Origin of the sequence: Ochrobactrum sp. Marseille-Q0166 (genome assembly GCF_014397025.1) — a bacterium.
Lineage (GTDB): Bacteria > Pseudomonadota > Alphaproteobacteria > Rhizobiales > Rhizobiaceae > Brucella.
On record NZ_JACJUO010000001.1, the window covers coordinates 2,209,290 to 2,232,770 of the forward strand.

Sequence of the window (23,481 nt, forward strand, 5' to 3'; positions counted from 1 at the left end):
GCAACACATCATGAAAGCTAATTTCTCATCTGCTGACATAGTTAGAAATAAAAACCCCGCCCGAAGCCATGGCTTTGAGCGGGGTTTTATATTCATCCGAATAAAGCTTACGCGAAGTCGAGAGCGCGGTCGCCGTCTTCGTCTTTAATACGCGATGGCAGGCCGATCTGGTTCAGGATGTGGAGGAAAGGCTTCGGGTTCAGCTCTTCCACATTGACCATCTTCTTCACGTCCCATTCGCCCGAAGCGATCAGGATAGCGGCTGCAACCGGCGGAACACCAGCAGTGTAGGAAATGCCCTGCGAGCCCACTTCATTATAGGCGTCCTTATGGTCGGCAACGTTATAGATGAAGACTTCCTTCTCCTTGCCGTCCTTGGTGCCTTTGACGAAATCACCGATGCAGGTCTTGCCGGTGTAATCCGGTGCAAGCGACGATGGATCAGGCAGAACAGCCTTGACCACCTTGAGCGGCACGACTTCCAGACCTTCAGCGGTCTTGACCGGCTGTTCGGACAGGAGGCCGAGATTGTTCAGCACCGTGAAGACGTTGATGTAGTGATCGCCAAATCCCATCCAGAAACGCACATCGGCATTCGGATAGTTCTTGGAAAGCGAATGCACTTCATCATGGCCCGTCATATAGGCCTTGCTCGGGCCAACAACGGGCAGGTCAAAAGTTTGGCCGACTTCAAACATCTTGTTCGACTGCCACTGACCACCCTGCCACGAATAAACCGTGCCGGTGAATTCGCGGAAGTTGATTTCAGGGTCGAAGTTGGTCGAGAACCAGCGGCCATGCGAACCGGCATTGATGTCAACGATGTCGATGGATTTGACTTCATCAAGATAATCGTCAGCTGCCAGACGCGCATAGGCATTGACCACGCCGGGATCAAAGCCAATACCGAGAATGGCTGTGATGCCCTTCTCTTCACATTCCTTGAGGTGCTTCCATTCGTAGTTGCCATACCACGGTGGTGTCTCGCAGATCTTCTTCGGATCTTCATGGATCGCAGTGTCCATGTAAGCCACGCCCGTATCGATACAGGCGCGAAGGACCGACATATTGAGGAAGGCCGAGCCGACATTGATGACGATCTGAACGCCTGTCTTCTCAATCAAAGCTTTGGTTGCTTCAATATCCATCGCGTTCAGCGCATGCGCTTCCAGTTTCACCTCGGTCTTGAGGCTCTTCTTTTCATGCACGCTATCGATAATCTTGCGGCATTTCTCAACCGTGCGGGACGCAATATGGATATCGCCCAATATGTCAGAGTTTTGCGCACATTTATGTGCAACAACCTGTGCCACGCCCCCGGCGCCGATAATGAGAACGTTCTTCTTCATTTTCTGTCGATGCTTCCTCTTCCAGCGGTTACCCGCGTCTTTTTAGTTAACTGACGCATTATCCTGCGCAAAACTGCTTCGCGCTTTTGCTGGAAATGCTTGCCTGTTTCTCGTCCCCGGCGCTCTCATCCGCGGAACCTGTTTAAGTTTTACGCCGCTGAATAAGACCGCGGCGCAGGGTTCAGGAGAGCGAACCCTCGAAATCCGCGTAATCAAATTCGCGGACAACTCTGATCGTGCCGTCAAGTTCACGCACGGCAATGGCTGGCATTTTCACGCCATTAAACCAGTTCTTTTTGACCATGGTATAACCGGCCGCATCTTCAAATGAGAGGCGGTCGCCGATAGCCAGCGGTTTGTCGAAAGTGAACTCGCCGAAAACATCACCCGCGAGGCAAGACTTGCCGCAGATCATATAGCTGTACTCGCCATTGTTCGGCGCCATCTTCGCTTTTTCGCGATAGATGAGCAGATCAAGCATATGCGCTTCAATCGAGCTATCGACGATTGCGAGGTTCTTGCCGTTAAACAGCGTATCGAGAACCGTCACTTCCAGCGTCGTGGTCTTGGTGATCGAAGCTTCGCCCGGCTCCAGATAAACCTGTACGCCAAACTTTTCCGAGAACGCCTTCAGGCGAGCACAGAATTCATCGACCGGATAATCGTCGCCCGTGAAATGGATGCCGCCGCCAAGGCTCACCCATTCAACGCGATGCAAGAGCGAGCCGAACTTTTCTTCGATGTCGGTCAGCATTTTGTCAAAAAGACCGAAATCGGAATTTTCGCAATTGTTATGGATCATAAAGCCGGAAACAAGGTGCATGACCTTTTCAACCCCAGCCATATCCCATTCACCAAGACGACTGAACGGGCGCGCCGGATCAGCTAGATCAAAGGTTGAGGACGAAACGCCGGGGTTCAGGCGCAAACCACGCTTGATATTGGCAGCTTTGTTAGCAAAGCGTTCCAACTGACTGATTGAATTGAAGATGATTTTATCGGCATGGCTGACGACTTCATCGATCTCGTTGTCGGCATAAGCCACGCTGTAAGCATGGGTTTCGCCGCCGAATTTTTCCTGTCCAAGACGCACTTCATAAAGCGAAGACGAAGTTGTGCCGTCCATATATTCGCTCATCAGATCAAACACCGACCATGTGGCAAAGCATTTCAGCGCCAGCAGCGCCTTTGCGCCTGACTTCTCGCGCACATAGGCAACTCTTTCCATGTTGCGCTTCAGCTTGGTCTTGTCGATCAGATAGTAAGGCGTCTGGATCATGGTCGTTCCGGGTCGTCAGTTAGGGGAGATGGCCTGTCCAGTTGTCTGGCGGGCGCGTTATTTGGCTATATCTAGCCCTCACAATCACAGGCTTATAGGAACCTTGTGACAGAAACACAAATCCGCCACAGACGTTTTGAGAAAAATTTCTCCAACGCAGCGGCGGATTTTGAATTCTGTGCTTCATATAAGGCTTTTCATCTTAAATTGAACCCCTGTTGATTTTTATTGAGGTTGTTTTACTTCAAGCCCCATTCCGAAGTTCGAAAAAGCATTTTATAAGAACGCAAACGCGTGCGGACAGCGGGCATCAACCCGCCTCTGAAATGCGGGATAGGGCTAGGGTAAGAAATGCAGACCGAGAATCCAGCCGCCACTGCCAAAGCAGGGGCTACTGCAGGCTGGGGAGAATTATTCGCGGGCAGAAATGCGATCCGTTCGCTAACGCTCGTGGGTGGAGTTGCGCTCCACGCCATCAATGTTTTCATTGCTACAACCATATTGCCAACCGTGGTCGCCGATATTGGCGGCATGGACTATTATGCATGGAATACGGCGCTGTTCGTAACAGCGTCCATTCTTGGCTCGGCACTTGTGCCCAAACTTCTGTCGCAGGCAGCGCCACGCAACGCCTATCTGGTGGCAGCAGTCATTTTCGCCATCGGCACTCTTGCCTGTGGTTTTGCACCGTCGATGCCCGCCATGCTTGGTGGTCGCGTGGTGCAGGGAATGGGCGGCGGTATGTTGCTGGCGCTGTCTTATGCGATGATCCGCATCGTATTCAGTGAGCGGCTCTGGCCAAGAGCTATTGCGCTTGTATCGGGCATGTGGGGCGTGGCAACGCTGGTAGGCCCTGCTGTTGGCGGCATCTTTGCCGAGCTTGGACAATGGCGCGCGGCCTTTTGGTCGCTGGTGCCGGTGATCGGTATTTTTGCCGTTATGGCGATGATGGTTCTGCCCAAAGAAATCAGCAATACGGAGAATAAAGACCGGCTGGCATGGCCGCAGCTTATCCTGCTTACACTCGCCGTGCTGATCATTTCGGCCGCCAGTATTTCACCGAGCGCGTTTTGGAATATTGCAGGCGTTGTGATCGCACTTGCGGTGCTGATGCTGCTCGTATGGGTCGAGCACCGGTCCACACAGCGCATTCTGCCAAAAGGTACATTCAGCCTGAGCCGTCTTGGTGCGCTCTATCTCACCATGGGCTTTCTCGGTGGATCAGTGACCAGTTCGGAAGTGTTCGTCCCGCTGTTCTTCCAGGTTCTTCATAACCAGTCACCCCTGATTGCCGGCTATCTTGCGGCTTTGATGGGTGGAAGCTGGACGCTGGGCTCTATCGGCTCCTCCGGGGTAACGGGCAAAAGCGTGAACCGGGTAATCCTTGCGGCTCCCATCATGGGCGTTCTCGGCATGATCACACTTGCAGTCCTTGTTCCACCCGGCAGCGACGGCGAGTGGACCGCGCTTGTACCGATCTGCCTTGCCATGATCATCGTGGGTTTTGGTGTCGGCATGACATGGCCGCATCTTCTTACACGCATTTTCAAGCGAGCAGATGTGAGCGATCAGAATCTGGCTTCGGCTTCACTGACAACGGTTCAACTGTTCACCACGGCCATGGGGGCGGCACTCGCTGGTATGGTGGCCAATCTTGCCGGTCTCAGCAATCCCGGCGGCGTGGTGGGCACGGCTAATGCGGCGCTCTGGCTGTTCAGCGGCTTTGCCATCATGTCAGGCATTGCACTTTTTGCAGCAATCGCACTGGTGCGGAGCTCTCGTTGAACTAAAAACGGGGCTTTCGGGGCATAACATGCTCCGATAGCCTGTCTGATTAGAACACCTTTCCTTGAGACTGCATTTGGATTCGATTTAATTGCGCGATGAAGTCCAGCTGATTAACTCTTGATGTCGGGACACATAAGCATTATTCCGACTTCCGTAATCGTCTGCCGAATATCGGCAAATCACGACCTCCGCGGAAGCCACCCTGAAGGCAGCCTCACGCGATCCCCCATGATTGCGATAAAAGACGTTCGCTTCATCTGAAGCGAATACCGTGAAAAGCGAAACAGAGACAGTTCCGACATGAGCAGCAATTTTTATCAGGAAACCGTTCTTGACGTTCACCATTGGACCGACAGACTGTTTTCATTCCGCACCACGCGTGATCAGGGCCTTCGCTTCCAGAGCGGCCAATTTATCATGATTGGTCTTGAAGTGAACGGGAAACCGCTGCTCCGTGCCTATTCGATTGCTTCCAGCATCTATGATGAACAGCTCGAATTTTTCTCAATCAAGGTGCAGGACGGTCCCCTGACTTCGCGTCTTCAGCACCTCAAAGAAGGCGACAAGCTGATTGTTGGTAAAAAACCAGTCGGTACGCTGCTTTATGACAACCTCATTCCGGGCGACAACCTGTGGCTGCTGTCAACGGGTACAGGCCTTGCGCCGTTCCTGTCTATCATCCGCGATCTTGAAGCCTATGAGCGCTACAAGAAAATCATTCTCGTACATGGTGTGCGTGAAGTGAACGAGCTGGCCTATGCTGACCTCATCACCAAGGAACTGCCGGAAGACGAATTCTTGGGTGAAATGGTGCGCGAGAAGCTGATTTACTATCCGACCGTGACACGCGAAGAATTCCGCAATCAGGGCCGCCTCACTGATCTCATCAGCTCCGGCAAGATTTTTGAAGATCTGGGCCTGCCGAAATTCTCAGAACAAGATGACCGGATGATGCTTTGTGGGAGCCCTGAAATGCTGGCCGACATGCGCGTCATTCTTGAAGGCCTTGGCCTTGAAGAAGGCAGCCAGAGTGAGGCCGGTCACTTCGTCATCGAAAAGGCTTTCGTCGAAAAGTGAGTGCGGATATATAAGTTTGATGAGGGAGGCGTCTGCCTCCCTTTATTTTATCCAGACTTAGCCTTATGCTCAGATCATGATAAAATGTTCGAGTACCCCCAGCATCGCGCTCCTGTGATTTAAGCATTCAATCAGCGGGAGCATGAACGCAAGCAAACCACGCGTTTCTTGCGCAGTTTTCGCTTGGCTATATGCGAGCGGATAAATGCCGGTCTCACCGGCACTCATGCAGTGAGCATTATCATGAAAAATTTCTTTGAAAGCCCATTCAAGGGCATCACCCTCGACAAACAGGTCACCAATCCAAACATCATCGTTGGGCGTTTCAGCTATTATTCCGGCTATTATCATGGCCATAGCTTTGACGACTGCGCTCGCTTCCTCCTGCCTGATGAAGGTGCCGATAAGCTGATCATTGGCAGCTTCTGCTCAATCGGATCAGGTGCGGCCTTCATCATGGCAGGCAATCAAGGCCATCGGCATGACTGGATCAGCACCTTCCCGTTCTTCTTCATGCCAGAAGTGGAACTCTTTGCCGGTTCAGAGAATGGTTACGCCCCTGCAGGCGATACGGTCATTGGTAACGATGTCTGGATTGGCTCTGAAGCCATTATCATGGCAGGTGTCCAAATTGGCCATGGCGCGATTATTGGCACGCGTGCACTGGTGACGCGTGATGTCGCGCCTTATACGATTGTTGGAGGCAACCCTGCCCGGCCCATCCGTTCACGTTTCGATGAGAACAGCGTCAGCAAGCTTTTGGAAATGCGGTGGTGGGACTGGACTGACGATCAGCTGAAAGCCGCAATGCCAACGCTGACGAGCGGTAATGTGGAAGCGCTGTATAGCTATTGGCAGAGCAACGTTTGCGACAAATGACCGAAAGCATGTCGAGGAACAGTGTGAAAGGCCCAAGCGGTGAAATCAGTCCAGTGCACTGATTTATGATCCCGCTGCAATCAAACAAAGATGCGCGTTGAAGCGGAGGTTTACCCCCCCGTTCTTCGCATTGTTCCTTGCATATTTGGTCATTTCAGGTGCTATTTCCATCAAATAATGTGTCCTGAAACCAGGGCACGAGGGACCTGTCCGCGAGCTGTGGCAGGCCCTCTTCTGGATAGCGCACTACCACCTTGTCCGCCAACGAAGCGCATTACATCAGCCTTTAAAAAACATGATTGATTTATTCATATTTCCATGCCAGAAATAAATGACTGACTATCAGTCAGTGAATAGGCAACCTGAAAGATCCGCTAAAGTGTGCGTGCAGGTCTTTCGGGTTGTCGGCATCAACAACAACGAGACATGAGTGTTGCAGCCTGTTTGAGCTCATTTGAAAACGTGGAAAGCGAAGTTGCAAAGCCGCTTCCACCAAAAGACTTGAACGCCGCAGCAGAAGCGAGATCCTATGTTCCACAATACAGAGCAGTGGCCCTACATCGTTACCCTTGCCGAAGGCCCATCGACAATTGAGGAGTTGCGTGCGTTTTTTAAATGTTGGAATGCATGGCTCGATGAAGGGAAGCCTTTTATTGCCATTCGCCGCTTTGTTGACGAGGCGGCTCTTATTCACCCGGAGGGTGCTCCGCGTGAAATCAAGCAATGGCTCCAACTGAATGCAGAGCGCATCCGCAATCAGGTCATGGGCATGATTAGCATTGTGCCGGAATCCGTGTATGAGGAAGCAAGCCGAATGGATGCAGAAAAGCTGTTCCGTGTACCCGCCGGCACCTTTTCGAATGTGGAAGCGGCATTGCACTGGCTTGAAGACCGCGTGGTGCGCCCCAACAAGCTTGCTTTTGACAGAGCGGCGATCCGCGAGAAACTGGAAGCAGCCTGAAAACCGGAGTGAAGGATTTGCCAGCAGCCACTAAGACAAAGCCCCGCACCAAACCGGCGGAAATACGCCGCAGCGAGCTTATGACGGCTGCTGAAACGATCTTTCTGCAAAAGGGTTTCGCGGCTACGAGCGTCGATGAGATTGTGCGCAAGGCCGATGTCGCCAAGGGCACATTCTATCTGCATTTTCGCAGCAAGGACGATATTCTTGTGGCATTACGCGAGCGCTTCATTGCCATTTATTGCGAGCGACTTGATAACGAAATGAATAGCGTTCCAGCCCATGACTGGAGCAAGCGCCTTGCTGTCTGGGCCAGCACAGGAATTACGAGCTATCTCGAAAACTACCGTCTTCACGATCTGGTTTTCCATGATTTTCACCCACCCACGCGCCACGCAATGCAGGAAAATCCCGCTATTGTTCGACTTGACCAGTTGTTGAGCGAAGGCAAGGCAGCGGGTGCATGGTCAGTCGAAAACACACGTTTGCTGGCGACGCTGCTGTTTCATGCGTTGCATGGTGCTGTCGATGATTTTATCATCCGCTCAAACATCACAGAGCGCGATGAAATGGTTCGCGGCGTTCAGGATCTGTTTTTAAAAGCAGTCAGATCTTAAACTTAGTCACTTTTTGACGCCAAACACATGTTCCGGCCCTGGAAATGAACGGGCGCGCACTTCGTCAGCATAGGCTTTGGCAGCATCCGACACTTGTGGCGCAAGCTCCGTGAAGCGCTTGACGAAACGCGGCGTAAAATCCTGAAACAACCCAAGCATATCGTCTGAAACCAGAATCTGACCATCACAGGCAGGCGAGGCGCCAATACCGATTGTCGGGATCGACAAAGTTTGCGTGATTTCACGCGCCAGCGGTTCGACCGTGCCTTCAATGACCAGAGCGAATGCGCCTGCATCGGCAATGGCCTGCGCATCGCGGCGGATGCGATGGGCTTCCACATCGTCACGTCCAAGTGAGCGGAACCCGCCAACCGTGTTCACCTGCTGCGGCATCAGTCCGACATGACCGAACACCGGTACGCCGCGCTTGACGAGGAATTCGACCGTCTCGGCCATTTCCTCGCCGCCTTCAAGCTTCACGCCGTCGCAGCCGGTTTCCTGCATAATTCGAGCCGCATTACGGAAAGCCTGTTCTTTGGACTCCTGATAAGAACCAAATGGCAGATCGACAGTCACACAGGCATGTTCAACACCGCGCATCACAGCCTGTCCATGTGCGATCATCATATCGAGCGTAACAGCAAGCGTTGAATCCATGCCATAAAGCACCATGCCTACAGAATCGCCCACCAGAAGCAGATCGCAATGCGGATCGAGCAGACGGGCGATAGGTGTTGTATAGGCCGTGAGGCTGACAATCGGGCGTTCACCCTTCATTGCCTGGATTGCCTTCGGTGAAACGCGCTTTTTCTTAACGGTGACGCTCATGTCAGGCGGCCTTTTCCTGCGCCACATGCGCGATCACCCTGTTGTCCAGAAGACGCGTCGAACCAAGCCGCACAAATAGCGCAACAAGCACCGGCCTGCCCTGCACAGAGGTCAGACGTTCCAGAGTTTCAGGGTCACGCAAGGCGACGACTTCAGGTATAGCCAGCGTTTCCGCTTCAATAAAAGTGCGAATTGCGGCCTCCAACGTATCTGGATCGTCAATGCCAGAGCGATACAGCCGCTCGGCTTCATCAAGTGCCCTTGGCACGATAATCGCAGCAGCGCGTTGCTCGGCCGTCAGATAGACATTGCGCGATGAACAGGCCAATCCGTCATCTTCACGCACTGTCTCAACACCAACGACCCGAACCGGGATCGCCATATCATCCACCATACGGCGGATAATAACGAGTTGTTGAAAATCCTTCTCACCGAAGTAAGCGGCGTCCGACCCAACGATGTTGAAAAGCTTGCTGACGACGGTCGCGACACCCGCAAAATGGCCGGGACGCGCCTCGCCCTCCATCTGATTGCCGAGCCTCGGCACATCGACAACCGTCTGCATCGGACGTGGATACATATCCGATACGGCAGGAGCAAAGAGGAAATCCACCTTCGCGTCGCGGAGCAGATTTGCATCGCGCTCAAGATCACGCGGATATTTATCAAGATCTTCGTTGGCACCAAATTGCAGCGGATTGACAAAGATCGAAACGACGGTGACGTCATTGTCCTCGCGCGAGCGGCGAACAAGTTCGAGGTGCCCTTTGTGCAGATAGCCCATGGTTGGCACGAGGCCGATAGATTTACCGCTCTTGCGCGCTGCGCCAAGCGCCAGCCGCAAGTCTTCAATCGTATGGATGATCTGCATGAGGGTCTCCCTGCCAACAACCAGATTTTGCCGCAGTCCTACAGCGCCCCCTCAAAGATGACAACAGCGCATTTTCTAGTAAATAGCCGATAAGAGCACGCTCTTAGTTGCCAACCGCACCGCTGACTGTGCCACCCACTGTTCTGCCAAAGCGGTCGATCTGCTCATTGTAAGTTCGGCGTGTATTCGGATCGAAGACAGCAATCGGCGCACTGACAACCAGCGAAGCGGCCGAGCCAACCCCCTGCGCCGTACCGAGAGCCACTGCGCCGAGACGCTCACCCAGCCCGATATCGGAATCGGTGATGGTCTGGCCCGTGACGAGGCGCTGGCCGATCAACTGAACGACTTCCGGACTCGATGCAAACTTGCCATGATTGAGGCTGTCACCCGCCTTGAGCTGTGTAAGGTCAATCACCGTTATGCCAGCCTTCTCAAGCTGCGAGCGATAAGGCTCCACTGACGGATCGATCTGACCGAGACGATCAACATTGCCGGATATGAAGCGCGATGCCCGAAGCGCGCGATCATCACGCGAGGTAAACAGCGTGAAACGCGGATGTTCCTTGCCCATCGCACGGAACTGTTTGTTGAAAACATCGACATCGAGATCGGGGGAGGCAAGAATGACGTCGGTGATCTTGCGATCCACGCGCTTGTCGCGAATGGCCATCTGCCGCAAGGCTTCCACTGTCAGCCAGCTCCCCATGGAATGCGCCATGATCGTGATATCCTTGACGCGCGGGTCTTCGGCAATCTTGCGCAGCACGTTTTCCAGTGCATCACGCGAGTAATTGGTGCTTTCCTTGTCGTAATTGTAATCAAATACGCTGCCACGTGACGGCCATGTGAAAATAACAGGAGCAACATCAGCGCCTGAATCATGCACAATCTGCGCAAAGCGGTAGACCGAATCTTCAAATGTATTGTTGAAGCCGTGCACGAACACCATCACACGGCGTGATTTGGGTAGACTTTGATTGAGCCATTGCCGTGCACCCGTTTCGCTGTTTATGGCCTTCACCTCAACGGTCGTGAATTCCTTAAACGGATCAGCTGGCAACTTCTTCGGCCACTGAACTTCACCGATTTTACGATTCTTATCCGGTGGAATTGAAACCACAATCTGCGTGAGACTTAGATCCTGATCGCGTTCTCCCGAGTATAAAGTTCCCGGATCACCAGAAGGTGCACGCGTCGTGGCAACCATAAGATTGACTTTAGAAGCACCCGGAACGCTTGCGGCAACAGGGATGAGGACACCGTCCGGGCGGCTGGCGCAACCGGCAACGAGAGTCAGAATTATAAGCAATGCTGGGGCAGTACGACGAAATATGCTCCGCAAAACCTTGTTCTCCTGACAAAACCCGAACGCGAAAGTGCTTATAGTATATTCTTTACGCGAACGGATATGCCAAGTCCTAAATGTTGGCAATCATGGAAAGACTGTGGAGTTGCGGCTTCTTGGTTACACAAAGGGCGCGAAAAGGCCGCCATAGCTGACGGCCTTTTATGTTATCAAAGCTTTGCAGAAAGCCAGTCGCGGGCAATGCGCGCATCATCCTCGACCAGCGCATGACCAACACCGGGCAACCGCTGGGCGTCGAGATCAGCACCTCCTTCTTTCAGCGCCTTTTCCAACGGACCGGACAAGGCACCGTAAAGATCATCAGCACCGCCCAGAAGCAGAACGGAGGCATCCGACAAGTCAGCTTCCGGCGGCTGTTCCAGGATTTCGATGCTGCGCAACAGAACTGCCTTGCGTACAATATGCGGATAAAGCCGCATGAAGGCTCCAATCAGGTTTGCCCCGTTGGAATAGCCAAGAAACGCTGTGCGCTCCGGATCAAGCCCATAGGATTTGATCGCACCTTCGACAAAAGCCTCGAAAGCTTCTGCCTCCGAACGAATGTCAGCCTGATCGAACCGGTTCATGGTGAAGCGACGGAACCAGCGCTGTGTGCCTTCTTCCGTACTGCGACCACGCACCCCCACCAAGGTAGCATTGGGCGCAATCTTGTGGGCAAGCGGCATAAGATCGTTCTCATTGCCACCCGTCCCATGCAGGAGAATGAGCGCCGTGCCATCCGGATTTTCCGGCAGGTAGACACGATGCACAAAAGGCAGGTCACGATAGATTACCCGTTCCTCGCCCGGAGCCGAGAATTGCGGCATCCGCATACGGATTGCGGTCTCCTTATCCTCGTTGCCCGGAGGGACAAACAGCGTCTGCCCGAGATTTTCAACGCTCTCGTCCACAGCAAAGCCGGGACCGTCGGTTGCAAGTTCGAACAGAGTACCGCCCGGCTCACGCACATAGAGTGACGCAAAATATTTGCGGTCATGGACATTGGTTTCGCTGGAATTGAGCGAAGCCAGCTCCTTTTCCACCCGCGCAATCTCCTTGGTGTCTGTCGCACGGAAAGCCACGTGGTCTGCAATCCCGGTTCCAGGAATACCCGGCCAGAAACCTGTTGCATCGCGCACGTCGATGGCATCGCCTGAATCGGAGACCAGACGATCAATCGTCCCTTCCTTGGCCTGAGCATGGAAGCCGAAATAGCGCTCGATAAAGCTGACAGTTTGTTCGGGCTGCTCGGACAGGATCGTGGCCGAACGGATGCGGCGCACGGCATGTTCTGCCGGAACATCCCCGGATACCCAGGCATCATTGGCTGCAAGATCGCTACCGACCAGCTTGACAATCACCCCATCTGGATCTCGCAGGCGCAGAACCGGCTCACCGAATTCCTGTACCGGGCCTTCAGACGGCACATGATGGCGCAAGGCCCGCTCCAGCCAGAACCCGATCGCAGTGCGGTCGATGGCGAGCGCTATTTCGCTGACCTGACCATGACCGACGCGGCCCTTCCCGCCATCTTCCCAGACGAGAAAAGTGATCAAAGAACCCGGCGTGCCCAAGCGGTCGCCATAAAACAGATGCAGCTGTTCCGCATCTTCAAAGCCGCCCGTCTGCTTGACAATACGCAAACCAAGGAAACCCGCATAGAAATCGACATTGGCCTGAACCTTGCGCGTGATCAATGTGAGATGGTGGATGCCGCTGGTCATGATTGCGATCTCCCGCTTTGCTGGCGGTGATGCTCCTGAACAGGACGCACACCGCAAATTGAATATTGCAGGAGAAATAGTTCACATTCTCGCGATTGCCCATACAGAGATGCGGCAACGCACTGTAAACAAATCAGCATTTATTTTGGAGATTAAAAAAAGAAAAAGGCCGCGCGGGAGGAGGATGCGCGGCCTGATCTTGAATACGGCTGGGAGGAGGAGATGCCGTATTCGTCATCGGGCTCTGGGAGGAGGAGTGAACCCGATGACCAATGTTTACCCGTAGCCTCTTTATTCAACAACGGCCAATAACGCATAACAGTTATGCAAATACGCCGATGCTTAAGATTTTTGCAGATTTCTGAATGTAAAAAACCTGCTCACAGAATGAGCAGGCCGAGAAAATTATTCTGTAAAAACAGCATTTCAGAGAAGGTGGGCGATGAATGGCGCAGCCAGAACATTGACCAATCCGACAAGCACCATCACGAGACCTGCAATCGAACCCTCCTCCGTGCCGATCTGGTGAGCCTTTGCCACGCCTGCGCCGTGCGCGCCCATGCCGAACAGTGCGCCGCGCGCCAAAGCCGAGCGGATCGGTAGCCAATTGAGCATCACTTCACCCATTGCGGCGCCGAATACACCAGTCAGGACCACAAAAATGGCCGTCAGGTCAGGCGTGCCGCCAATATCACCGGAAACCGTCATGGCAAAAGGGGTACTCATGGAACGCGGCATCAGGCTGAGACTGATTGCATCGTTGAGGCCAAGCAGATGTGCTAGTCCCCAAGCGGAGAGCATCGCAGACGAACTACCCACCAAAACCCCAACCAGCAGAACCGGCCAGTAACGGCGAATGGTTGCGCGCTGCTGATAAATCGGAATGGCAAAAGCCACTGTCGCAGGTCCGAGCAGCGCCACCAGCCAATGGGTTGCACTGAAATAACCACGATAGTTTTCATTCAGGCCGATAAGAAGCGCCATCAACAGCAACGGGGTAATGGCAAGTGGTGTCAACCACCACATTGGAAAGCGGCGATAGACACGTTTTGCAGCCAGATAGAGCAGTATTGTGGCTGCCGACCAGAACAGCATCGCCACATAGGGATTACTTAGCGGCATAGCGCACACTCAGGCGATAGCACATGTCGACGGTCAGTGCTGTCACAGTCATAACAGTCAATGTGCCGACCAGGATAACAGCCATGATCTTTACGCCCAGCATTCCGAGCAGTTCCTGATGCTCAAGAACGGCGAGAACCGCAGGCACGAAGAACAGCAGCATTTCGGCCAGAAACCATTCCGCACCACGCTTCATGCTGAACAGGCTGATGCGACCGCTCAAGAGCAGAGCCAGAACAAGCGCCATACCAACAATGCCGCCCGGCAGTGGCAGACCAATAAGACGGACAAAAGCTTCACCCGCCAACCAGAAGCCGAACAGGGTTGCAATCTGCATCAGGCGACTGTTGTGCAGCGCGTAACGAAAGCGGATTGTCAAGCTGTGGGCGTTCATGATGATGTTCCAATGCAAATGTTTGTAATTTCAATATAGACGCCGCGCCACCATTCCAGAAATGAATTGATTTCATTGCAGCTATTCCATAATAGAATAGCTTATGAACTTACGCAGCTTTCAGGCTTTCGTGGAAGTGGTGCGACAGGGCGGCTTTTCAGCGGCTGCCCGCACCATCAACGCCACTCAATCCACCGTCAGCAAGACGGTGCGACAGCTCGAAGAAGAACTCGGGCTGCCTCTGCTCGATCGTGATGTTACCCCTCCCCGCCTGACAAATGCGGGCGAAATCGTCTATAGCCGCGCCTTAGCCATGTTGACCGAAAAAGATGACATGCTGACAGAGCTTGGTGAGTTGCGCGGTCTCAAACGCGGTCTCCTGCGTCTTGGCCTGCCACCCATTGGTTCCAGCGTCCTGTTTGCACCCGTCTTCGCCGCCTTTACCAAGCTCTACCCCGACATCGATATTCAGCTTGTCGAACATGGCAGCAAGCGACTGGAAGAATTGCTGCTGGCTGGCGACGTAGAACTCGCTGGCCTGCTTCTGCCCGTTGAAGAAAGCTTCGAGTGGCAGGCAATTCGTGGTGAACCAGTCGTGGCGCTGCTCCCTGCCGATCACGGCTTTATCGACGATGGCGGCATTCTGTTGTCTGATATTGTGAGTCTGCCCTTCATTCTTTTTGAAAGCGGCTTCGCACTCAATCAAATCATTCTCGACGCCTGTCATCAGCGCGGATTATTCCCCCATGTCGCTGTCCGCTCCAGCCAGATCGATTTTATTGTCGAACTGGTGGCCGCTGGCATGGGCATTGGATTTCTTCCGCAAATGATCGCTGAACAGCGCAAGAATCCTGGCGTCTGCATCCATCAAATCCGGGATGCAGAGATAAACTGGGACATGGCTCTGGTCTGGCGCAAAAATGCGTTTCTTTCCCATGCAGCAAAAGCGTGGCTTGAACTGTGCAAAAGCCGAAACAGCAGCGCAGCAACTTGAAAGCAACGAGCGGACGCCTATCTCAATAGAATATACCGCGACATTCGGGGCGCTTTTTGCGCCCGTTACCCATAGGGCTTTAAAAGGAGGCCATCATGGAAGGTCAGGTCATATTCTACAAAGACGACAGGATCATTTACCGGCATCATGTAGAGGTGAATGATGACGATTACTCAAAGGGCGTGAACGATGCCCTTATCGCCTTTCAGCGCAACTATGCCGGTTTTGATCTAGCGGGCGATGATATTCACATCCGCTTCAAGAAGCCGGGCGAAATTTGAGCCCATCCGACGAGAGCTTCGCCTGAGCAATCAGGCGAAAGCTGCTTCCCGGGCCACGCGATAAATATCATCGCGCGTCAGACCGAGATCGGAAAGTTCACGGTCTGTGCAACCGCTCAGTTCGCGTAGATTTTCGCGATACTGCATCCAACGGGAAAACTGGGTACGGAGGTGGTTCATAGTGGTATCCCCTTATGGTGAGCACCTTTTCAGTGCTGCATTTTTACCTTCCTCCCACCATGAAGCTTCCGCCTTTTTAATCGTTTTGAGAAGTGCATAAACCGCATGGCTGCATTGCTATGCTGCGCGCACTGCCGCTCCCTTGATAACGCAATCCTTCAAACCTGACGATAAAGTGATCGTTGATTCCTCCCCTAAGTGTGAGGGATTTGCGTTAGTACATTGTAGTTGACTTAATTTACATAAATTGGTGGGCCTTTAATTGGCGAAGAAGACTTCGAACACATGAACAAAACCCTTTTTATTGTCGGTAACGGCCCAATCGATCGAGACCTGTCTGCTGAAATCGACGCGGCAGATTTTGTTCTACGTTTCAATGAGCCGCGTGTCTCGCTTGGAATGACTGGCACAAAAACCGACATTTTGATGCTTGCAACATCAAGCAAGCAGATGGAACAATGGATCAAAAATCCTGACTTCATAAATTCGGAGATTGTGCGTAACGCGCCCGAATTGCTGTTTGCCTTCCACCCAAGCATTATCAAACAATTTCATCACCATCCCAATTTTCTGTCCCGTCTAAAAGGCCGCCGTGCTGACTGGACAAACGAGGCCATCGATTATTTTGGACGTGCAGGCAAAAAAATCCGTATCATGCCCGCGCAGGATTATTTTGAGGTGTGTGAGCAACTCGGAATTACACCTGACCAGATGAAAAAGGTTTTCCCGAGCACAGGCTTCTTCGGCATCTGGCTTGCATTGCGCAAATATTCATCGCCCGATTGGGACATAAAAATCTGCGGATTCAGTTGGGAAGGCTGGAAGCGCCACAACTGGGCAGCTGAACGCAAGTGGATTGAAGACAAGATCGCCGCTGGAATTTTGCACAAAGCAGCCTAATAACTGTGACTTGCGAAAATCGAGCGCATAACAGATATAGAATACCGTTTCGGCTGAATTCTGTTTTATGCGCTCAGGTTTCCAATGAACATCAAGGCCTTCATCATTCACTTGACGCGCGCTGCTGATCGCAAGCCGCAAGTCGAGAAGCTTATTCGGGAACTGCCTGTCAAAACGGAAGTTATCGACGCTGTCGACAGCCGCACACTGTCGGATGAAACGGTCAAAGGCGTTTACCGCCGCAAACTTCATGCCCCACGCTATCCATTTGCATTGAGCAAAAATGAGATCGCTTGTTTTTTATCGCATCGCAAGGCCTGGCAAGCGATTGTTGACCAAGGTCTTGATGCCGGTTTTGTCATTGAAGACGATATCGCGTTGACGGATGTTTTCCATGCTGCGTTTCATGCCGTCACCAGTCATTTTGAACCGGGCAGCTTTGTGCGTTTCACGTTCCGCGACCGGGAACAAGGCCGCGAGGTTTTCCGCAATGATCAGCTGCGCATCATCATACCCAACCCGATCGGACTGGGCATGGTGGCCCAGCTTGTAAGTTTTGACGCCGCAAAGAAACTGCTCGCAGCGACGGAACAATTCGACCGGCCTGTCGATACGACTATACAAATGCGCTGGGTGACTGGATTACAACCGCTCGCTGTTATCCCGGGTGGTGTCAAAGAAATTTCTTCAGCGCTTGGTGGCACAACAATTCAGCACAAAAAATACTTCAAAGACAAACTCGCACGCGAGATCCTGCGTCCAATTTACCGGATGCGTGTGCGTAGCTTCTCTGCAAAATCGAAGTGAGTCTCATGGCTGTCCCTGTTCTTCTTTATCATCAGATTGCCCCGCTGCCGCACAAGAAGATCCCGTTTCGTGGACTTTGGGTGCATCCTGACAAATTCCGCAGCCAGATGGCCTGGTTAAAAAGGCTCGGTTATCGAGGACTGTCGCTTCGTGATGCCATGCCTTACATCAAGGGTGAGAAGACCGGAAAGGTTGCGGTCATCACCTTCGATGACGGGTTTCTTAATAATTACGAGAATGCTCTTCCTGTGCTTTCTGAATTTGGCTTCACTGCCACCAATTATTTTGTCGCCAACCAAATTGGCGGCAGCAATGTATGGGACAATGCAGTCGGCGTACCACTCTCGCCCTGCATGTCGGTAGCTCAGATGCGTGAATGGGCAGCATTGGGTCACGAGGTCGGTGCACATACACTTGATCATGTTAATCTCGAAAAGACATCCGATGACGAAGCCCGCCGTCAAATCGTGGAATGCAAGCTCAAGCTTGAAGATATGCTCGGATCAGAAGTGCGCAATCTCGCCTATCCCTATGGGGCCAACTTTCCCATCCATCGCGAGATGTGCCGTGAAGCGGGTTATGAAACAGCGACCACAACCGTCCACGCGCGCGCAAGGGCAAGCGATGATCCATTCGGGATGCCACGGGTCTATGTCCGTCGCCGGGATTCCGCACCAAAATTCATTTACCGCCTTATGACCCGCTAAAAAATCCAACGATTTGTTTGATTTTGATCAATGCAGTTTCACGAAAGCGTGGCAAATTGCCCGTCATTGCGGCATGGACGCAACCGCGCAAAAGCGGTACTAGAGCGATAACAAGGAGCGTTTAATGGACTATCGCCGGTTTTTTGAAGAAGCGATCGACCAGTTGCACGCCGAGAAGCGTTACCGCGTTTTTGCCGATCTTGAGCGCATCGTTGGACGTTTCCCCCGCGCTACCTGGCGTAACAATGGAACAGCGCGTGAGATCACCGTATGGTGCTCGAACGATTATCTGGGTATGGGGCACCACCCTGACATCATTCAGGCGATGTGTGACACCGCAAGCAGCGCCGGTTCCGGTGCCGGTGGCACCCGCAATATTTCGGGCAACAACCACCCACTCGTTGAGCTTGAAGCCGAACTGGCCGATCTGCATGGCAAGGAAGCTGGTCTCGTCTTCACATCCGGTTTCGTTTCCAACGAAGCGTCGATCTCCACCATTGGGCGCCTGCTTCCAAACTGCCTGATCCTTTCTGACGAACTCAACCATGCTTCGATGATCGAAGGCGTGCGTCGTTCGGGTGCAGAAAAGAAGATTTTCCGTCATAACGACGTTGAGCATCTCGAACAGCTTCTGAAAGCTGCGGATCGTTCCCGCGCCAAGCTGATCGTGTTTGAATCCGTCTATTCGATGGATGGCGACATTGCGCCAATCGAAAAGATTGCCGATCTGGCCGAAAAATATAACGCGATGACCTATATTGATGAGGTCCATGCGGTCGGCATGTATGGTGCGCATGGCGGTGGCATCACCGAGCGTGAAGGCCTCGCACATCGTATGGACATCATCGAAGGTACGCTTGCAAAGGCATTTGGTGCGCTGGGTGGTTATATCACCGGCTCCCGCGCCATTATAGACGCAGTGCGCTCCTATGCGCCGGGCTTCATCTTCACAACTTCCCTTCCGCCAGCGGTTGCAGCTTCCGCAACTGCCGCGATCCGTCACCTGAAGACTTCGCAGGTTGAGCGCGATGGCCAGCAGCGTCAGTCGCAGCGCGCCAAGGATGTTCTGTCGGCTGCCGGTTTACCAGTCATGCCTTCGGAAACGCATATCGTGCCCATTCTGGTCGGCGATCCCGAGCTTTGCAAGAAAGCAAGTGACCGTCTTCTTGATGTGCATGGAATTTATATTCAGCCCATCAACTATCCAACCGTTCCACGCGGAACAGAGCGCCTGCGCATCACACCGTCGCCATTGCATGACGACGTGCTGATCGATGGCCTCAAGGATGCTCTGCTGGAGGTCTGGAACACACTCGGCATTCCGTTTGCGGAGCCTGAGGCACCGAAGGCTGCAAATTCAGACCGCATCATTCCGCTGATGGTTTCCAAAGCAGGCGGCTGATCAATTCAGCGTCACAGCATTGAAAAAGGCCGGTTTTCACCGGCCTTTCTTTTTAGAGATCATTGATCCAGCGAACCAGCCTTGCCGCCGCTTCGTCGATCTGCTTTGGATCACGACCGAAGCAGAGGCGGAAATAACCTTCTCCGCCAACACCAAAAGCGCTGCCCGGTGCCAAACCAACATTGGCGTTATCAACGACATCAATTGCAGCTTTGACTGAATCCGTGACCCCGTCCACGCCGAAGAAAAGATAAAACGCACCCTGCGGTGGTGTCAGACGCACTTTCCCTGTTTCCTGCAATGTGGCGCAAAGACGATCCCGTGTTGAGCGCGCCCGTTCGACCTGCATCGCAATGAAGTCATCGCCATGATCAAGGGCTGCAACAGCGCCCCGCTGCATGAATTGCGCGACACCGGAATTTGAATACTGAATCATATTCTCGATGACAGGGCCAATAGATGGATGCACATTCATCCAGCCCACTCGCCAGCCGGTCATCGCCCAGTTCTTCGAGAAGGAATTGACGAAGATGATGCGATCATCAGGCTGCATAATATCCATGAAGGAAGGGGCGCGACCACCACCATAATAGAAGTGGGTGTAAATCTCGTCCGCAATGATCCAGATGCCCTTTTCACGCGCGAGATTTAAAATATAGCGCAGCGTTTCAGTGTCAGCGGTCCAGCCGGTCGGATTGGATGGCGTGTTGAGGAACAATGCGCGCGTGCGTGGCGTAATGGCACTGGCGATCTTCTCAGGGTCGAGAACCCAACCGTTGGCGCCAAATTCGAGTTCGACGGGGACGGGCACCGCACCGGCAAGACCTGCTGCACCAACAAAATTCGGCCAGGCTGGCGAAAGATAAATCGCCTCCTCGCCAGCACCTGTGGTTGCGGTCAGCGCCATCTCGATGGCGTGCATCCCCGAGCCTGTGACATAGAAGTTTTCAGCCTTGAACGGCTGCGGAAAATGTCGGGCATGATAGCGAACCAGCGCTTCACGCAACTCGGGAATACCCGCCTGCCACGTGTAAAACGTCTCGCCATCGGCGATAGCCTTTTGCGCAGCCTCACGGATGAAATCAGGGGTTGGCAGATCGCCTTCCCCCACCCATAGCGGGGTAATTCCCGGTTTGCCGCGCCCATGATTGGCGACAGCAACAATACCACTATCCGGTGCTCTAGCAGCTTCACGACGGAGATCAGCAAAAAGCGTCATTTCTTCCTACATAATTCAGTTTTGATTGCACCTGATTAGCAAGCTACCATAATGAAATCATGTTGTATTTTGTGATGATCCAATCAGCAAGATTGATAGATCAAATAAAAACGGAGCCACAACGACCCCGTTTAAATCCGGCTATTTGCAAGCGTTCAGGCTTTGCTCTGCTTTGCGAGAAGATCGCGAATTTCAGCCAGCAGAACTTCCTCGCGTGGCAGCTCGGCAACTGCTTCCGGCTTTGCTTCTTCCTTCTTCTTGAGCTTGTTCATGCCTTTGACGACGAGGAACAGAACCCAGGCAATGATCAGGAAGTTGATAAGCAAGGTAACAAAGTTACCATAAGCAATGGTCGCGCCAGCTTCACGAGCAGCAGCAAGCGTTGATTTCGGGTCGCCAGCAAGCTGAATAAACATATTGGAGAAGTCGATGCCGCCCGTGATCAGACCAATGACGGGCATGATGATGTCATTAACGATAGAATTAACAAGGCCACCGAACGCACCGCCAATGATAACACCGATCGCCAGATCGACCATGTTGCCCTTAAGTGCAAATTCTCTGAATTCTTTCAACATTCGCCTATATCCCTCTCAACACGAACTCAAACGGGCCGTCCTTGCAACGTATGAGGTTCGCCAGATAAATTATGTCCCATGAACTTTTGCTATTCAGAAGAAATTCAAATGTTCAATAGCTAATCTGTAAAGGAAATAAAGAAAGAAAAGGTGAACAGTGCAAATTGCTCCATTCACCAATATATTTTCACTTTTCCTAATACGTAGGCAGCTTAAAGCTTCCAGGCCTAGAACCCATTACATTGCCCAACTGATGCCAGCCGATAGAAACGCGCTCCATAGGGTCGTGAGCCTAAATCGGCGCTCATTCTATCACCTAAATGGCGAAACGCCTGGTTGCTTCGATCAACTCATGTGTGATGCCCGGTTCTGTCACCGCGTGGCCGCTATCTTCGACAATTCGAAGATCGGCTTCGGGCCACATCTTCTTGAGCTGCCAGGCATTGATAAACGGTGTGCACATATCATAGCGCCCATGAACAATGACGCCCGGAATTTGGCGGATTCGGTCAACGTTGCGCAACAGCTGATCGTCGGCTTCAAGGAAGCCTCGGTTCTGAAAATAATGGCATTCGATCCGTGCGAAAGCTATCGCATGATGATCTTCCCCAAATGCATCGACGCGGGCCGGATCAGGCTGAACTGACAGCACTGAACCTTCCCACCGCGCCCATAGACGCGCCGCAGCCAGCTGTACCTGAGGGTCACGGTCAGTAAGACGTTTGTAATAGGCGGCAATCATATCGCCGCGCTCTTCTTCCGGGATATGCTCCTGATAAGCCTCAAAATGATCCGGGAAAATGATGCTGGCACCATTGGAATACATCCAGTCGACTTCAAAGCGACGGACCATGAAAATGCCGCGCAGGATGAGTTCCGAAACTTGCTGCGGATGGGTTTGTGCATAGGCGAGACCGAGTGTCGAGCCCCACGAACCACCAAAGACCTGCCATTTCTCAATGCCAAGATGGGTACGAATACGCTCCATATCGGCCACCAGATCCCAAGTGGTGTTCTCGCGCAATTCCGCATGGGGCGTTGAACGACCACAGCCGCGCTGATCAAAAAGGATGATACGGTACTTTTCAGGATCGTGCAGGCGGCGCATTACTGGCCTGATACCACCACCCGGCCCGCCATGGATCATAATCACTGGCTTACCATCAGGATTGCCGCATTGCTCAACATAGATGCGATGCAACGCCGATACTTGAAGCATCTCTTCCTTGAAGGGCACAATCTCCGGATAAAGCGTATTACGTGTCATAAGAAGCCTTTTTCGTTCCCACTAAAGCAAAAAGATGGAGCTTGGCTTCTGTTTCAAACAAAAGCATAAATACTTTAGCACCGCTGTTTCAGACCCAAAATTAGCATATAATGCGGCCATAAGGCGGCAATGCGACATAACTTCTTGCTAATTTGTGCTGTTTTTAGTTGCTCAAAATCAAAATCGGCATAAAACGAGACATCTGCATGTAACCATGCACCGCTCGGGGAGGACTTTCAGAATGGCGTGCGAGGCTTATGCAATTTATCATCGCTGACGACCATCCGCTTTTCAGAGGCGCGTTGCGGCAAGTTCTGTCGAGCTTGCCAGAAGAAGCAACAATCATTGAAGTCGGGGATTTCGATGCTGCAAAAAAACTGGTTGCTGAGCATGACGAGGTCGATCTCCTGTTGCTTGATCTGACCATGCCCGGCGGCACCGGCCTTTCCGGTTTGGTGACACTGAAAGCGCTGGAACCGGCACTGCCCATCATTATCGTCTCTGCAACGGATGATGCTTCCACAATCCGCCACGCCATCGAGCTTGGCGCATCGGGCTTTATTTCTAAATCTGCCAGCATGGAAACAATCGGCGAAGCTGTGCATGCCGTCCTTGCAGGCGATATCTGGACACCATCCGATATTGATATTGAAGAAGCGCGCGACCCTGAAATCGAAGCCCTGATCGGCAAAATCAGAACATTGACGCCACAACAGACCCGCGTTCTGACCATGCTGGCCGAAGGGCTGCTCAACAAGCAGATTGCTTTTGAGCTGAATGTTTCGGAAGCCACAGTTAAAGCGCATGTCTCAGCTGTTTTGCAGAAGCTCGGCGTCGACAGCCGCACACAGGCGGTCATTCTGCTCTCACGCATTGGCAACGATGCGCTGACCAGCGAACCAAGCTGAC

General features: G+C 52.7%; 25 protein-coding genes. 13 read left to right on the forward strand and 12 right to left on the reverse strand.

Features of this window, described 5'->3' with window-relative positions:
• Nucleotides 1–107: 107 nt before the first annotated feature.
• Nucleotides 108–1,349 carry a saccharopine dehydrogenase family protein gene (locus H5024_RS10620; protein WP_187546253.1) on the reverse strand — a complete coding sequence of 414 codons (1,242 nt, stop codon included), beginning with the start codon at nt 1,347–1,349 and terminating at the stop codon, nt 108–110.
• 181 nt (nt 1,350–1,530) lie between these two features.
• Nucleotides 1,531–2,628 carry a carboxynorspermidine decarboxylase gene (gene nspC / locus H5024_RS10625; RefSeq protein WP_187546255.1) on the reverse strand — a complete coding sequence of 366 codons (1,098 nt, stop codon included), beginning with the start codon at nt 2,626–2,628 and terminating at the stop codon, nt 1,531–1,533.
• Nucleotides 2,629–2,979: 351 nt separating this feature from the next.
• Between nspC and H5024_RS10630 the strand changes: the two genes are divergently transcribed.
• The 5 genes from H5024_RS10630 (at nt 2,980) to H5024_RS10650 (ending at nt 7,950) form a co-directional block, all read left to right on the forward strand.
• Nucleotides 2,980–4,413, forward strand: coding sequence for an MFS transporter (locus tag H5024_RS10630; protein ID WP_187546257.1), 1,434 nt, complete (start codon nt 2,980–2,982; stop codon nt 4,411–4,413).
• A gap of 303 nt (nt 4,414–4,716) precedes the next feature.
• Nucleotides 4,717–5,493, forward strand: a complete 777-nt coding sequence (locus tag H5024_RS10635) for a ferredoxin--NADP reductase (RefSeq protein WP_187546259.1) — start codon at nt 4,717–4,719, stop codon at nt 5,491–5,493.
• A gap of 243 nt (nt 5,494–5,736) precedes the next feature.
• Nucleotides 5,737–6,372 carry a type B chloramphenicol O-acetyltransferase gene (catB, locus tag H5024_RS10640; protein ID WP_187546262.1) on the forward strand — a complete coding sequence of 212 codons (636 nt, stop codon included), beginning with the start codon at nt 5,737–5,739 and terminating at the stop codon, nt 6,370–6,372.
• A gap of 529 nt (nt 6,373–6,901) precedes the next feature.
• On the forward strand, nt 6,902–7,333 hold the full coding sequence (locus tag H5024_RS10645) for a hypothetical protein (RefSeq protein WP_187546264.1): 432 nt from the start codon (nt 6,902–6,904) through the stop codon (nt 7,331–7,333).
• An 8-nt stretch (nt 7,334–7,341) separates the two neighbouring features.
• The gene (locus tag H5024_RS10650; RefSeq protein WP_187546266.1) at nt 7,342–7,950 is read left to right on the forward strand and encodes a TetR/AcrR family transcriptional regulator; all 609 of its coding nucleotides are present in this window, start codon (nt 7,342–7,344) and stop codon (nt 7,948–7,950) included.
• A gap of 6 nt (nt 7,951–7,956) precedes the next feature.
• On the opposite strand, the gene panB is transcribed toward H5024_RS10650, so the two are convergent.
• The 4 genes from panB to H5024_RS10670 form a co-directional block, all read right to left on the reverse strand.
• Nucleotides 7,957–8,778: a 3-methyl-2-oxobutanoate hydroxymethyltransferase gene (panB, locus tag H5024_RS10655; protein WP_187546268.1), complete on the reverse strand. Its 822-nt coding sequence runs from the start codon at nt 8,776–8,778 to the stop codon at nt 7,957–7,959.
• Between the two features lies 1 nt (nt 8,779).
• Nucleotides 8,780–9,649, reverse strand: coding sequence for a pantoate--beta-alanine ligase (panC, locus tag H5024_RS10660; RefSeq protein WP_187546270.1), 870 nt, complete (start codon nt 9,647–9,649; stop codon nt 8,780–8,782).
• 103 nt (nt 9,650–9,752) lie between these two features.
• Nucleotides 9,753–10,994, reverse strand: coding sequence for an alpha/beta hydrolase (locus tag H5024_RS10665; RefSeq protein ID WP_187546272.1), 1,242 nt, complete (start codon nt 10,992–10,994; stop codon nt 9,753–9,755).
• Nucleotides 10,995–11,167: 173 nt separating this feature from the next.
• Nucleotides 11,168–12,721 (reverse strand): VOC family protein, encoded by a 1,554-nt coding sequence (locus tag H5024_RS10670; RefSeq protein WP_187546274.1) that lies wholly within the window; start codon nt 12,719–12,721, stop codon nt 11,168–11,170.
• On the opposite strand from H5024_RS10670, the gene H5024_RS10675 reads away from it, so the two are divergent.
• Nucleotides 12,708–13,007: a hypothetical protein gene (locus tag H5024_RS10675; RefSeq protein WP_187546277.1), complete on the forward strand. Its 300-nt coding sequence runs from the start codon at nt 12,708–12,710 to the stop codon at nt 13,005–13,007. The two genes, H5024_RS10670 and H5024_RS10675, sit on opposite strands and share 14 nt — an antisense overlap.
• A gap of 140 nt (nt 13,008–13,147) precedes the next feature.
• Here the strand turns inward: H5024_RS10675 and H5024_RS10680 are convergent, their stop codons facing one another.
• Both H5024_RS10680 and H5024_RS10685 read right to left on the reverse strand, forming a co-directional pair.
• Nucleotides 13,148–13,843: an LrgB family protein gene (locus H5024_RS10680; protein ID WP_187546278.1), complete on the reverse strand. Its 696-nt coding sequence runs from the start codon at nt 13,841–13,843 to the stop codon at nt 13,148–13,150.
• The gene (locus H5024_RS10685; protein WP_187546279.1) at nt 13,830–14,237 is read right to left on the reverse strand and encodes a CidA/LrgA family protein; all 408 of its coding nucleotides are present in this window, start codon (nt 14,235–14,237) and stop codon (nt 13,830–13,832) included. Before H5024_RS10685 ends, H5024_RS10680 begins: the two co-directional genes overlap by 14 nt.
• A gap of 103 nt (nt 14,238–14,340) precedes the next feature.
• Between H5024_RS10685 and H5024_RS10690 the strand changes: the two genes are divergently transcribed.
• Together H5024_RS10690 and H5024_RS10695 are read left to right on the forward strand one after the other, a co-directional pair.
• Nucleotides 14,341–15,231, forward strand: coding sequence for a LysR substrate-binding domain-containing protein (locus H5024_RS10690; RefSeq protein WP_187546280.1), 891 nt, complete (start codon nt 14,341–14,343; stop codon nt 15,229–15,231).
• A 95-nt stretch (nt 15,232–15,326) separates the two neighbouring features.
• Nucleotides 15,327–15,512, forward strand: a complete 186-nt coding sequence (locus H5024_RS10695; RefSeq protein WP_187546281.1) for a hypothetical protein — start codon at nt 15,327–15,329, stop codon at nt 15,510–15,512.
• A 30-nt stretch (nt 15,513–15,542) separates the two neighbouring features.
• Here H5024_RS10695 and H5024_RS10700 read toward each other — a convergent pair whose 3' ends face one another.
• Nucleotides 15,543–15,692 (reverse strand): DUF1127 domain-containing protein, encoded by a 150-nt coding sequence (locus H5024_RS10700; protein ID WP_187546282.1) that lies wholly within the window; start codon nt 15,690–15,692, stop codon nt 15,543–15,545.
• Nucleotides 15,693–15,977: 285 nt separating this feature from the next.
• Between H5024_RS10700 and H5024_RS10705 the strand changes: the two genes are divergently transcribed.
• From H5024_RS10705 to hemA, 4 genes are all read left to right on the forward strand, one after another.
• Nucleotides 15,978–16,592, forward strand: a complete 615-nt coding sequence (locus H5024_RS10705; protein WP_187546284.1) for a glycosyltransferase family 29 protein — start codon at nt 15,978–15,980, stop codon at nt 16,590–16,592.
• An 84-nt stretch (nt 16,593–16,676) separates the two neighbouring features.
• Nucleotides 16,677–17,399 (forward strand): glycosyltransferase family 25 protein, encoded by a 723-nt coding sequence (locus H5024_RS10710; protein WP_187546286.1) that lies wholly within the window; start codon nt 16,677–16,679, stop codon nt 17,397–17,399.
• Nucleotides 17,400–17,404: 5 nt separating this feature from the next.
• Entirely contained in the window at nt 17,405–18,106 is a 702-nt protein-coding gene (locus H5024_RS10715; RefSeq protein ID WP_187546288.1) for a polysaccharide deacetylase family protein, read from the forward strand.
• Nucleotides 18,107–18,230: 124 nt separating this feature from the next.
• On the forward strand, nt 18,231–19,508 hold the full coding sequence (hemA, locus tag H5024_RS10720; protein WP_187546290.1) for a 5-aminolevulinate synthase: 1,278 nt from the start codon (nt 18,231–18,233) through the stop codon (nt 19,506–19,508).
• Between the two features lie 52 nt (nt 19,509–19,560).
• Here hemA and H5024_RS10725 read toward each other — a convergent pair whose 3' ends face one another.
• The 3 genes from H5024_RS10725 to pip form a co-directional block, all read right to left on the reverse strand.
• A complete protein-coding gene (locus tag H5024_RS10725) occupies nt 19,561–20,727 on the reverse strand; it encodes a pyridoxal phosphate-dependent aminotransferase (RefSeq protein WP_187546292.1) in 1,167 nt (388 codons plus the stop codon).
• Between the two features lie 155 nt (nt 20,728–20,882).
• Complete coding sequence (gene mscL / locus H5024_RS10730; protein ID WP_187546294.1) at nt 20,883–21,305, reverse strand: large conductance mechanosensitive channel protein MscL; 423 nt, start codon at nt 21,303–21,305, stop codon at nt 20,883–20,885.
• 316 nt (nt 21,306–21,621) lie between these two features.
• Entirely contained in the window at nt 21,622–22,572 is a 951-nt protein-coding gene (gene pip / locus H5024_RS10735; protein ID WP_187546297.1) for a prolyl aminopeptidase, read from the reverse strand.
• A 257-nt stretch (nt 22,573–22,829) separates the two neighbouring features.
• Here pip and H5024_RS10740 point away from each other — a divergent pair, with 257 nt between their 5' ends.
• The gene (locus H5024_RS10740; protein WP_187546300.1) at nt 22,830–23,480 is read left to right on the forward strand and encodes a response regulator transcription factor; all 651 of its coding nucleotides are present in this window, start codon (nt 22,830–22,832) and stop codon (nt 23,478–23,480) included.
• The last annotated feature ends 1 nt before the right edge of the window (nt 23,481 follow it).

What these genes read in the sequence shown, in the direction of transcription:
- H5024_RS10620 (WP_187546253.1), bottom strand. Translation starts at nt 1,349, where the DNA reads ATGAAGAAGAACGTTCTCATTATCGGCGCCGGGGGCGTGGCACAGGTT.
- nspC (WP_187546255.1), bottom strand. Translation starts at nt 2,628, where the DNA reads ATGATCCAGACGCCTTACTATCTGATCGACAAGACCAAGCTGAAGCGC.
- H5024_RS10630 (WP_187546257.1), top strand. Translation starts at nt 2,980, where the DNA reads ATGCAGACCGAGAATCCAGCCGCCACTGCCAAAGCAGGGGCTACTGCA.
- H5024_RS10635 (WP_187546259.1), top strand. Translation starts at nt 4,717, where the DNA reads ATGAGCAGCAATTTTTATCAGGAAACCGTTCTTGACGTTCACCATTGG.
- catB (WP_187546262.1), top strand. Translation starts at nt 5,737, where the DNA reads ATGAAAAATTTCTTTGAAAGCCCATTCAAGGGCATCACCCTCGACAAA.
- H5024_RS10645 (WP_187546264.1), top strand. Translation starts at nt 6,902, where the DNA reads ATGTTCCACAATACAGAGCAGTGGCCCTACATCGTTACCCTTGCCGAA.
- panB (WP_187546268.1), bottom strand. Translation starts at nt 8,778, where the DNA reads ATGAGCGTCACCGTTAAGAAAAAGCGCGTTTCACCGAAGGCAATCCAG.
- panC (WP_187546270.1), bottom strand. Translation starts at nt 9,649, where the DNA reads ATGCAGATCATCCATACGATTGAAGACTTGCGGCTGGCGCTTGGCGCA.
- H5024_RS10675 (WP_187546277.1), top strand. Translation starts at nt 12,708, where the DNA reads ATGCCGCTGGTCATGATTGCGATCTCCCGCTTTGCTGGCGGTGATGCT.
- H5024_RS10670 (WP_187546274.1), bottom strand. Translation starts at nt 12,721, where the DNA reads ATGACCAGCGGCATCCACCATCTCACATTGATCACGCGCAAGGTTCAG.
- H5024_RS10680 (WP_187546278.1), bottom strand. Translation starts at nt 13,843, where the DNA reads ATGCCGCTAAGTAATCCCTATGTGGCGATGCTGTTCTGGTCGGCAGCC.
- H5024_RS10685 (WP_187546279.1), bottom strand. Translation starts at nt 14,237, where the DNA reads ATGAACGCCCACAGCTTGACAATCCGCTTTCGTTACGCGCTGCACAAC.
- H5024_RS10690 (WP_187546280.1), top strand. Translation starts at nt 14,341, where the DNA reads ATGAACTTACGCAGCTTTCAGGCTTTCGTGGAAGTGGTGCGACAGGGC.
- H5024_RS10695 (WP_187546281.1), top strand. Translation starts at nt 15,327, where the DNA reads ATGGAAGGTCAGGTCATATTCTACAAAGACGACAGGATCATTTACCGG.
- H5024_RS10700 (WP_187546282.1), bottom strand. Translation starts at nt 15,692, where the DNA reads ATGAACCACCTCCGTACCCAGTTTTCCCGTTGGATGCAGTATCGCGAA.
- H5024_RS10705 (WP_187546284.1), top strand. Translation starts at nt 15,978, where the DNA reads ATGAACAAAACCCTTTTTATTGTCGGTAACGGCCCAATCGATCGAGAC.
- H5024_RS10710 (WP_187546286.1), top strand. Translation starts at nt 16,677, where the DNA reads ATGAACATCAAGGCCTTCATCATTCACTTGACGCGCGCTGCTGATCGC.
- H5024_RS10715 (WP_187546288.1), top strand. Translation starts at nt 17,405, where the DNA reads ATGGCTGTCCCTGTTCTTCTTTATCATCAGATTGCCCCGCTGCCGCAC.
- hemA (WP_187546290.1), top strand. Translation starts at nt 18,231, where the DNA reads ATGGACTATCGCCGGTTTTTTGAAGAAGCGATCGACCAGTTGCACGCC.
- H5024_RS10725 (WP_187546292.1), bottom strand. Translation starts at nt 20,727, where the DNA reads ATGACGCTTTTTGCTGATCTCCGTCGTGAAGCTGCTAGAGCACCGGAT.
- mscL (WP_187546294.1), bottom strand. Translation starts at nt 21,305, where the DNA reads ATGTTGAAAGAATTCAGAGAATTTGCACTTAAGGGCAACATGGTCGAT.
- pip (WP_187546297.1), bottom strand. Translation starts at nt 22,572, where the DNA reads ATGACACGTAATACGCTTTATCCGGAGATTGTGCCCTTCAAGGAAGAG.
- H5024_RS10740 (WP_187546300.1), top strand. Translation starts at nt 22,830, where the DNA reads ATGCAATTTATCATCGCTGACGACCATCCGCTTTTCAGAGGCGCGTTG.